Source organism: Clostridium sp., assembly GCF_051654825.1.
Taxonomy (GTDB): domain Bacteria; phylum Bacillota; class Clostridia; order Clostridiales; family Clostridiaceae; genus Clostridium.
In genome coordinates this window covers 20,018-30,747 of sequence record NZ_JBOFYU010000067.1, presented here as the reverse complement: position 1 = coordinate 30,747, position 10,730 = coordinate 20,018, and the positions used below count along the sequence as shown (strand labels likewise).

The 10,730-nt window shown below is 25.4% G+C and carries 10 protein-coding genes and 1 riboswitch; all 10 genes read left to right on the top strand.

What is annotated here, in order from left to right; translation table 11 throughout:
- On the top strand, nt 1-1,056 hold a 1,056-nt coding region (locus ACRDBA_RS04250; RefSeq protein ID WP_438571678.1), incomplete at its 5' end, for an FUSC family protein.
- Between the two features lie 105 nt (nt 1,057-1,161).
- Nucleotides 1,162-1,273, top strand: a riboswitch (TPP riboswitch).
- A gap of 339 nt (nt 1,274-1,612) precedes the next feature.
- Nucleotides 1,613-2,161, top strand: a complete 549-nt coding sequence (thiW, locus tag ACRDBA_RS04245; protein ID WP_438571677.1) for an energy coupling factor transporter S component ThiW — start codon at nt 1,613-1,615, stop codon at nt 2,159-2,161.
- Between the two features lie 4 nt (nt 2,162-2,165).
- Nucleotides 2,166-2,966 carry a hydroxyethylthiazole kinase gene (gene thiM, locus ACRDBA_RS04240; RefSeq protein ID WP_438571680.1) on the top strand — a complete coding sequence of 267 codons (801 nt, stop codon included), beginning with the start codon at nt 2,166-2,168 and terminating at the stop codon, nt 2,964-2,966.
- 1 nt (nt 2,967) lies between these two features.
- Nucleotides 2,968-3,603: a thiamine phosphate synthase gene (gene thiE / locus ACRDBA_RS04235; RefSeq protein ID WP_438571676.1), complete on the top strand. Its 636-nt coding sequence runs from the start codon at nt 2,968-2,970 to the stop codon at nt 3,601-3,603.
- A 192-nt stretch (nt 3,604-3,795) separates the two neighbouring features.
- Complete coding sequence (locus ACRDBA_RS04230) at nt 3,796-4,479, top strand: ABC transporter ATP-binding protein (RefSeq protein WP_438571675.1); 684 nt, start codon at nt 3,796-3,798, stop codon at nt 4,477-4,479.
- Between the two features lie 19 nt (nt 4,480-4,498).
- A complete protein-coding gene (locus ACRDBA_RS04225) occupies nt 4,499-7,105 on the top strand; it encodes an FtsX-like permease family protein (RefSeq protein ID WP_438571674.1) in 2,607 nt (868 codons plus the stop codon).
- A gap of 30 nt (nt 7,106-7,135) precedes the next feature.
- Entirely contained in the window at nt 7,136-7,834 is a 699-nt protein-coding gene (locus ACRDBA_RS04220) for a response regulator transcription factor (protein WP_438571673.1), read from the top strand.
- 4 nt (nt 7,835-7,838) lie between these two features.
- On the top strand, nt 7,839-8,723 hold the full coding sequence (locus tag ACRDBA_RS04215) for a sensor histidine kinase (RefSeq protein ID WP_438571672.1): 885 nt from the start codon (nt 7,839-7,841) through the stop codon (nt 8,721-8,723).
- A complete protein-coding gene (locus ACRDBA_RS04210; protein WP_438571671.1) occupies nt 8,720-9,091 on the top strand; it encodes a sensor histidine kinase in 372 nt (123 codons plus the stop codon). The genes ACRDBA_RS04215 and ACRDBA_RS04210 overlap by 4 nt, the downstream gene beginning before the upstream one ends.
- A 144-nt stretch (nt 9,092-9,235) precedes the next feature.
- On the top strand, nt 9,236-10,729 hold the full coding sequence (locus tag ACRDBA_RS04205; protein WP_438571670.1) for a YjjI family glycine radical enzyme: 1,494 nt from the start codon (nt 9,236-9,238) through the stop codon (nt 10,727-10,729).
- Nucleotide 10,730 lies beyond the last annotated feature (1 nt).

Sequence of the window (10,730 nt, the reverse complement as noted above, 5' to 3'; positions counted from 1 at the left end):
AGTAGAACCGCTAATTACTCCGGTGATAGAGATATAAAAATTAACTTTTTGAATTATATAAAATCAATTTTATCATCTATTAAAGGATACAGTTTAAAAGAAAATTCTTTAGATGATGTAAAAGATAAAATAAATAAGTTTATAAGTGAATACGAAGATAAAGTAGAGAAAAGTAAGGTGATTGAAGAATCTGTATATGTTTTTAAAATATTTATACTTAGCATAAATAATTCTAAAGAATATAACGAAAGTATTTTAAATGAAATATATACTGAAATAAATATTCCAAAGAAAAATAACCTTATAGAAAAACTAAAAGAAGAATTTACTTTAGAGTCTTTAAGGGCAAGGTACTCTTTAAAACTTGCAACAACTATGGCAGTATCTATTTTTCTTGTAAGCTTTCTAAATCTTAAACATTCTAGTTGGATAATCTTAAGTATTTATGTTGTATTACAACCATATAGTGAAGATAGTATAAAAAAAGCTAAGGAAAGATTTAATGGAGTTTTATTTGGGGTAACAATTTATTTTGGGATTTTCTCAATAATAAAGGATAGCATTCCAAAGACAGTAATTATACTTATAGCATTTACATTATATTTTTATTATACAGAATATAATAAGAAGGTTATAATGACAACTATTGTTTCATTATCTTCTATTAGCTTAGTAACAGGAATAGGTATGCTTTCTTTTGATAGATTTATACTAGTAGTATTAGGTGTATGTATAGCTTTAATTTTTAATAAATATTTATTGCCATATGATATTGAAGATTCTATAAAAGAATTAAAAAGTAAATATGTATCTTGTACAAATATTATAGTTAAAGAGTTAGAAGATTTAAAGAAAGGTAAAGGCGACCTTTTAAATGTAATTCATAATTCTATGATAAAAGATCAAATAGAAAGTAAACTTATTCAAAATGAAAATAAGATAAATAATAAAGAAATAGAAAAATTAATATTTAATGAAAGTGTTATCGCAGGTGAAGTAAGATATGAATTTTTAAAATTCTATTACTTAAACTTCTACAATAAGGATGTTAGATAAATATAAATTAATTAATTAAATAGTAGAAGAATTGTAATTTATAAAAATAACAATCCTGTTATTTACTATATAAGATTAATATGGTAATATGTATTTAATAAAATATTGAAAAGCTAGGGGAGCTATAATTTGGATAGCTGAGAAAAGAGCCAGAACTTAAAGACCCTAATGACCTGATTAAGGTAATTCTTACGAAGGGAAGCTATTAATTAAGATAAATAATATTAATTAGATTATATTATTAAGCTTTCCTTTTTAGTTTAAAGGAAGGCTTTTTTTATTTGCCTATAAAGATTTCTTTAACAAATTGAGAGGGAGCGCTCTGAATTTGAATGGCAGGACAATTAAATAGCGAGGGAGCTTGTGTTTCAAGATGAGAGGTACTTTTAAGTTACGACCGATTGGAAAAGGGGATTTAAGTCCTTTCTTTTATATGCTATTTAATTTTATTTTACTATGCTTTTAGCAATATTTATTTTAAGAAAGGACAAGCTTGATTTTATTAGTTATTAAGCAAAAGCTTAAAATAAATATATGTTGAAAGGAAGATTAAAAAATGAGAGATTCAAAAGTATTAAAAACAGTATTTTTATCAATTATGGTAGCAATAGGAGTAGTAATATCTCCAATATTACGTATTGAAGGAATGTGTCCAACAGCACACTTTATAAATGTAGTATGTGCAGTATTTATGGGGCCGTGGTATTCGCTTTTATGTGCAACACTTATAGGAATTATTAGAATGATGTTTATGGGAATACCTCCACTTGCTTTAACAGGAGCTGTTTTTGGAGCATTTTTATCAGGTGCATTATATAAGATGTCAAATGGGAAAATTATATTTGCAGTTATAGGTGAAATTATTGGTACAGGAGTTATAGGGGCAATAGTTTCATATCCTGTAATGACTTTTTTAGTTGGGAAGGAAGGACTAACAGCATTTTACTATGTTCCAATGTTTATTAGTGCAACTATATTAGGTGGAAGTATGGCATATATTTTCTTGCTTTCTTTAAGAAAAACAGGTATGCTTGTTAAAATTCAAAATAGATTAGGTTGTGAGGTTTATGAAGGATGTAACGGAAAAGAAGCTTGTGCTAAATAAGCTTATTGAGATTAAAAATAAAATTAAATTAGATAGGCCATTAATACATTGTATAACGAATCATATAACTATTAATGATTGTGCAAATGTTGTCCTTGCAATTGGTGGTAAACCTATTATGGCAGAGCATTACGAAGAAGTATCAGAAATAACCTCTTCAGCTAAAGCTTTAGCAATTAATATTGGAAATATAAGTGATAATAGAATGAAATCTATGATGATTTCAGGAAGAGTTGCTTATGAAAATAAAATACCATCAATTATAGATATTGTTGGTGTTAGTTGTAGTAGTTTAAGATTAAAATTTGCTAGTAATTTTATAAATAAATATAAACCTAGTGTTATTAAAGGAAATATGTCTGAAATAAAGTCTTTATATGGGTTAAACATAAAGTCTAAAGGTGTAGATGTAAATGATGAAGATATAACCACAAAAGATACTATTAAAAGTAATATTGAAATAGTTAAAGGGTTAGCATTAAAAACAAATTCAGTTGTAGTTTCAACAGGAGCAATAGATATAATAAGCAATGGAACAGAAAATTATATAATAGAAAATGGGTGTGAGAGCCTTTCAAAGATAACAGGTACAGGATGTATGCTAAATGCTTTAATAGGAACTTATATAAGTAGTGAAGATATTTTATATTCAGCAATTTTAGGAACAGTAATAATGGGGATTTCAGGAGAGTTAGCTAAAAATGCTAAAGGATCTGGAACTTTTAAAATAGAATTATTAGATAATATATCAACTATTAGTGAAGATGATATATTAGAAAAAATTAAAGTAAAGATGGTGGAGTAAAATGGTGTTTGATAGTAGTTTATATTTAGTGACTGATAGTACAGGCCTTGAAGAAAAAGAATTTTTAAATATAGTAGAAGAAGCTTGCAAGGCAGGTGTTACATTAGTTCAAGTAAGAGAGAAAGATAAATCAGGAAGGGAGTATTTAAATTTATCAATTAAAGTAAAAGAAATAACTGATAAATATAATATCCCATTAATTATTGATGATAGAATAGATATAGCAATGGCTGTAGATGCAGCAGGCGTTCACTTAGGGCAAAGTGATATAAGTATAAGATATGCAAGAAAGATATTAGGAAAAGATAAAATTATTGGAGCCACAACTAAAACGATAAATCAGGCAAAGGAAGCTGTTTTAGAAGGTGCAGATTATTTAGGTGTTGGAGCAATTTATCCAACAACTACAAAAGTTAAAACTGCAATAACAGAAGTTAAAACATTACAAGATATATGCAATGTAGTAGATGTACCAGTAGTAGCCATTGGCGGATTAAATGAAAAAAATTGTGATATTCTTAAAGGCAGTAATGTAAGTGGAATAGCAGTTGTATCTGCAATTATGAAAGCCAATAATGTTAAAAATGCAGTAACAAGTTTAATAGAAAAAGTTAGAAAAATAAAAAATTATAAATAATATAATTTTAGAAAGTATCCTATATTAGTTTAATTATATAGGGTGCTTTTTTTATTAGATTTTATGTATAGATATGTATGAAATATATACATATGTAAAAAAAAATATATAATATAAAAACATAGTTAGTAATTAAATTGTAAGAATGTAATAATATTATTATTATGTGAAAGTATAAGAGGAGCAAATAAAATGAGTATTATTAATGTTATAAATGTAAATAAAATTTATGGTAAAGGTGAAAACAAGGTTAAAGCTTTAAGTAATGCAAATTTAACTATAAAAAAGGGGGAATTTATTGCTATAGTAGGTGCATCAGGTTCAGGAAAATCAACTTTATTACATATAATAGGGGGCGTAGACAAGCCGACATCAGGTAAAGTATTAATAGATGGAGTTAATTTAAATAATTTAACTGAAAATGAAATATCAATATTGAGATTGAGAAAAATAGGTTTTGTATTTCAATTTTATAATTTAATACCAGTATTGACGGTTGAAGAAAATATAGAAATGCCTGTGTTATTAGATGATGGAATTATGGATAACTCGTATAAAAAAGAGTTAATACATATGCTATCATTAGAAGATAGAAAAAACCATTTACCATCAGAACTTTCAGGTGGACAGCAACAAAGAGTTGCAATTGGAAGAGCACTTGCTAATAAGCCAACTATTATTTTAGCTGATGAACCAACAGGTAATTTAGATTCTAGAAATGCATTAGATATTATGAATTTATTACAATATACAACAAAAAAATACAATCAAACTTTAGTATTAATAACTCATGATGAAAAAATAACTCAAATGGCAGATAGAGTTATAAGAATAAAGGATGGAGAACTTATAGAAATTTTAGAGGGTAATATATAAAGAAATAATAAAAGAGGTGATGACTATAAAGAAAGGTAAGAATAAAGTAAATAAATTAATAAGTGTAAATAGAATTAATGATAAATCTATAATATTAGGAATAATGGTAAGTTTAATATTATTTATAGTAATAGGAAATATGTATACTTATTTTAGGCAGATAAAGATATTAGAAGTTAAATCTAAAACCGGAAATTATGAAGCAATATTAACTGAAGCTTCAAAGGAAGATGTAGACACATTAAGAAGTAATGTTTTAATAGAAAATATTGGAGTCTATAAAAATATTTATAGAGAAAAAATAAAATTAGATGATGAGGATAAAAGCATAAATATATTTGCTTTAGATAATATAGTATTAAATGAAATATTTTCACCTATAATTATTATTAGTAAAGGAAGAGTTCCACAAAATAATAAGGAGATAATAATAGATACCTTAGGAAAAGAAATTTTAAACAAGGATATTGGGGATTTTGTTAACTTAAACAATATTAATTATGAAATAGTAGGAATATACACTGAAACTAAAGCATCTAATTTTAATGACGTACAACTTATTACTTTATTTGAAGATTTGCATATGGAAAATATGAATGTAGCATTTAGTGTGAAAAATAAAGTTAGAAAGGATTTAGCCATAAAAAAGATTGTAGAGAATTTAGGAGTTATAAGTGATGATTTAAATACTAATAAAGAGTTATTTTTTAATAATTTACTTTTTTTTAACTATGGAATTAACGCAATAGATTCTAAAGTTATAATTTTGTATAATTGGGAAAATAAGATATTACTATATTTAATAATAATAATATTAACATCATTTTTAATTTATGGATCTATTAATGTTTTAGTAAGAAGTAGAATACAAGAGTTTTCAATATTAAGATGTATAGGTGCAACGCCTAGCAAGATAAGAAAAATTGTAATAAAGGAAAGTGGAATTTTATTACTATGGTCGTTAATTCCATCTATAATAATTGGACAAGTATTATCTTATTTAATTTCAGAAATAGTTTTAAATAAAATAATGAATATAAATAATTATGGGTTAAGCTATGGAATATATTTTTCTGTTTTAATAATATCAGTATTTTTAAGTAGTATAAGTATTGGTTTAGCAATACTAGGTCCTATTATTAAAATTGGTAAGGTACATCCTATAGATGAAATAAAATTTTATAAAGAAAATCAAAGTGGTATAAGAAAAGGTAAATGCAAGTTAATAAAAAAGATATTTAAATATAATGGAGAATTTGCATATAAAAATGTAAAAGCAAATAGGAAGAGTTTCTTGCTTAGAACAATAGTTTCTGTATTAGGGTTAACCGTATTTATAGTCTTTGTAGGATATCACAAGAATGTTTTCGAGGTATATGTAAAGCAAAAAGAATTAGTAAATGATGCAACGATAGATATATCGTTTATTAATAAAGATGATCGTGGAAATATTTTCTATTATGTAGATAAATATGTAAATGAAATTGAGGAACTTGGAATAGCTAAGGATGTATTTGCAATAGTAAATTACAATTTAGATGGAATAGTAAAGAATGCAAAATTAAATGATTGGTTTATAGAGAAAAATGAAGATGATATAAATTGTGAAAAGACAATAAATATAAATGGAGAAAAAGCTATATTTAGTAACAATATTAGCTTAATAATAATGAATGATATAGCTTTAAAAAAAGTAGTACTGAGAAGTAAAAATCAATTTAAAGAAGAAGACTTTAATAATAATGGGGTTGTAGTTACAGATAGAATAATTCTTAGAAATTATATAAATCCATCAAGGGAAAATATATTTAATTTAAAAAAAGGAGATACGTTTAGTTTATTAATTAAGACTAAAGCTGCTATAAATAATGAGTATGATATATCTAAAGAAATTAATGAGCTTATTGAGATAAATAATCAAGTTAAATTTAAATATATAGGATCAATAGATGGAAATATAATATTTAATGGGGGAAGACACGGATTTTCTGATTACTTAACATTTATAGTTAGTGAGGATTTCTATAAAAATAATTATGAGAGTTTTAAATTAAATGATAAATATTTAGAAGTAAAGAGAGTAAGTTTATTTATAGATTTTAATAATAATATAGATAGAAGTGCACAAATGCAAATTGTTAAAGATTATTCTAATAAAGTAGGCGGAGATTTTTTAGATAATAAACAAAGGAATAAATCAATTGAAGAAAGTTCTAAAATTATATCATTTATTACATATATAGTTATGGGGTTAACAGCGATAATATGTGCTATAAATGCAATAAATATAAATAATATTAATATTAAAAATAGATATCGAGAAATAGGAACAATTTTAGCAATTGGTATAAGTAAGAAACGTTTAACTCATATATTATTACTAGAGAGTGTAATTGAATGGTTTATAGCATCAGTAATAACTTTGATATCTTCCTATATAATATTAGAAATATTATATAAAGTATTATTTTATTCATTTAAAATAGAAGTAGGATCAATGCCTGTAGGAGCAGCATTGATTGGTGTGGGATATTTATTTGTAATAAATATAATAGCAAGATATTTAGCTGTAAAGAAGTTAGCGTGTAAAAATACAATAGATTTACACAGATATGATAAAGAATAAAAATAATATATAAGGAGTAGTATTAGAAATATGAAAAAGGTATTATTAGTAGAAGATGATAGAGCAGTTGCATTAGCTGTTATATATAGCTTAAAAAAAGAAGGTTTGTTTGTAGAGCATGCTATAAATTTAAAAATGGCAAGAAAGTTACTTACTAAGGATATAGATATTATACTTTTAGACTTAATGTTACCTGATGGCAATGGATACGAGTTTTGTTCTGAAATAAGGGATGCTAATAATGAGGTAGCTATAATATTTATGACTGCTTATGATGAAGAATCTAATATAGTAACTGGATTAGATTTAGGCGGAGATGATTATGTAACTAAACCAGTAAAAATAAGGGAGATTATATCAAGGATAAATGCTGTATTAAGAAGAAAAAATAGCTATAAAAAAGACAATGAAAAGGATATATTAGTTAGTGGAACAATAGAATTAGATAATGGAGCACATACAGTGAAAAAGGATAATGTTGAGATAAGTATAACTTTAAATGAATTTAAGTTGTTAAAAATACTTATGGAGAATTCACCAAATGTTTTAACAAGAAATATTATTTTAGAAAAGTTATGGGATAGTGAGGGTAACTTCATTGATGATAATGCTTTAAGTGTTTATGTAAAAAGATTAAGAGAAAAAATTGAAGACGATAATAAGAATCCAAAGTTAATAACAACGGTTAGGGGAGTAGGCTACAAATGGACGGCTAATGTTGTGAGGTGAACTTGTGCAATTTCAAGAGAATGATGAAAGAATTAAAATAATTATATATGTATCTATAGCTTTAATTTTACAAGGGATATTAGTTTGTTTTATATATTATAAATCTATAGATAAGATTAATGATAATTTAAAAAAGCAGAATTTTTTAATTGCTTCATATATAAATAAAAAAGACGAAAATTTAACAAAAGATATTATACCAATTATTACGGGAAAGAATTTAGGCGATGATAGTGAAATTTTAAATGGAGAAAATATTTTATCAAAGTATTCTTATAACGATGATTTAACAGTTATGCATAATCCTATAATAGGGGAAGTAGTATATGAATATGCTATATATTATTTATTATTAGTAATAGCAATATTGATTGTCATTATTTATGGAATTATGTATTTAATAAATCCTATTTATAAAGAAATTAAATACTTGACTTATAGGGCAGAAAATATAGTAGAAAACAAAATTATAGAAAAAGAAGATGAACATAGATATAAAGGAAGCTTAGATAGATTTATTATTAAATTTTTACTGATGGAAGATAGAATACATAATAGTTTAGATTTATTGCAACAAGAGAAAATTAATTTAAAAAATATAATCAATGATATTTCACATCAGTTAAAGACTCCTTTAATGGCGATAACAATGTATAGTGATATTATAAAAGATCATAGAGAAATGAATAAGCCGGATATTGATAATTTTATTAATTTAATGGATGAGCAGTTAACAAGAATGGACTGGCTAGTTAAGACATTATTAAAGTATGCTAGGCTTGAATGTAATGTAGTAGAGTATAATAAAGAAGAATTTTTATTAAACAATACTATAGAGGAAAGTATAAATCCATTAAGAGCAGCAACAGATGAAAAAATAAAAAATTGATATTTATTGAAAATAATAAAGTATATTTTAATCATGATAGAAAATGGATATCGGAAGCAGTAAGCAATATAATAAAAAATGCAATCGAACATACAGGTGTTGGTGGTGAAATAGAAATAGGAGTAGAAGAAACTCCTATAACCATAAGAGTATGGATAAAGGATAATGGATGTGGTATTGAACAAAAGGATATAAAGAAAATATTTAAAAGATTCCACAAGGGTGAAAATTCAATAAACCCAATAAGTATAGGTATAGGTCTTTGTCTAAGTGAATTTATTATAAAAGCACATAATGGAAATATAACTGTAGAAAGTGAAGTAGGAAGAGGAAGTATATTTTATATAAATTTTATGAAAAATATATAAAGACTAAAAATAGAAAATAAATTGTATGAAAAGGACAAATGTCCTTTTTATTTATTTGTAAACAATAATAAAATAAGATATGATAACAGAGATTTATTTATAATAACAAATGAAAAAAATATATTAAATGTGAGGATTATAAAAATGGATGAAGTATTAAATATTATAAAAAATGAAACTTTAACGTACCATCAACAAATATTACAGCTAGCAGGAAGGGCAGAAAGCACATTAAATGTATTAGAAATAGATGAGATGACAAAAAAGCTTATTGATGATGAAATTATATGTACTATGTTTGAAGGAAATGCACCGTACAGACCAAGATATGTAATACCAAATTATGATAAGTTAATGAAGGAAGGATGTAAGTTTTTAGACTTAGATATTCCACAAGATATTTGGGAAGCGACTAATAATTTATTAATATTTTATAAGCATGTGCCATCTATAACTTCATTCCCAGTTTACTTAGGAAATATAGATACACTTTTAGATCCTTTTGTAAAAGATGAAGAGGAAGCTTATAAAGCTATTAAATTATATTTAAAGCATATAGATAGAACTCTTACAGATTCCTTTGTTCATGCTAATATAGGACCTTTTGATACAAAGGCAGGAAGACTTATACTTAAGGCAATTACGGAACTTGAATGTGCAATGCCTAACTTAACAGTTAAATATGATAAGGATTTAACATCAAGTGAATTTATTAAGTTATGTGCAAGTACAGCTTTAGTAACGGCTAAGCCAAGCTTTGCTAATCATAAAATGGACATAGTTGATTTTGGAACTGAAGACTATGCATTAGCTAGTTGCTATAATGGTTTTATAATTGGTGGGGGTGGATACACTTTAGTAAGACTTGTATTAAGTAGATTAGCTAAAACATCAACATCAATTGAAGATTTCATAGATAATAAGTTACCATTTGCAGCAAATAAGATGTTAACTTATATAGATGAGAGAATAAGATTTTTAGTAGAAGAATCATCATTTTTCAAGAGCAACTTTCTTGTATTAGAAGGATTTATAAAAAAAGAACTGTTTACAGGAATGTTTGGAATAGTTGGATTAGCTGAATCAGTAAATTATTTATTAAATGCAAATGAAGATCATGAGAGATTTGGACATTCTGAAAGAGCAAATGCTTTAGGACAAGAAATAGTAGAAAAATTAAATGATATAGTAAATTTATATAAATCAAAGTATGTAGATTGTTTTGATGGACGTCATTTATTACATGCTCAAGTAGGTATAGATACTGATACTGGAATTTCACCGGGATGTAGAATACCAGTAGGAGAAGAGCCAGAAATATTTGAACATATAATACAATCAGCTCCATATCATAAATATTTTTTTAATGGAATAGGAGATATATTTGTATTTGAAGAAACTTATAAGAATAATTTAGAAGCAATAGTAAATATAGTAGATGGAGCATTTAATTCAGGAATAAGATATATATCAGCATATTGTAGTGATTGTGATGTTGTTCGTGTTACAGGATATTTAGTGAAAAAATCGGAAGTTGAACAATTAGAAAAAGGAAATGCTGTTAAGAATAATGCAACTGTATTTGGAATGAATGCCAAAAATGGAGCAAAGGCTTTTGATAGAAAGCTTAGAGGTTAAA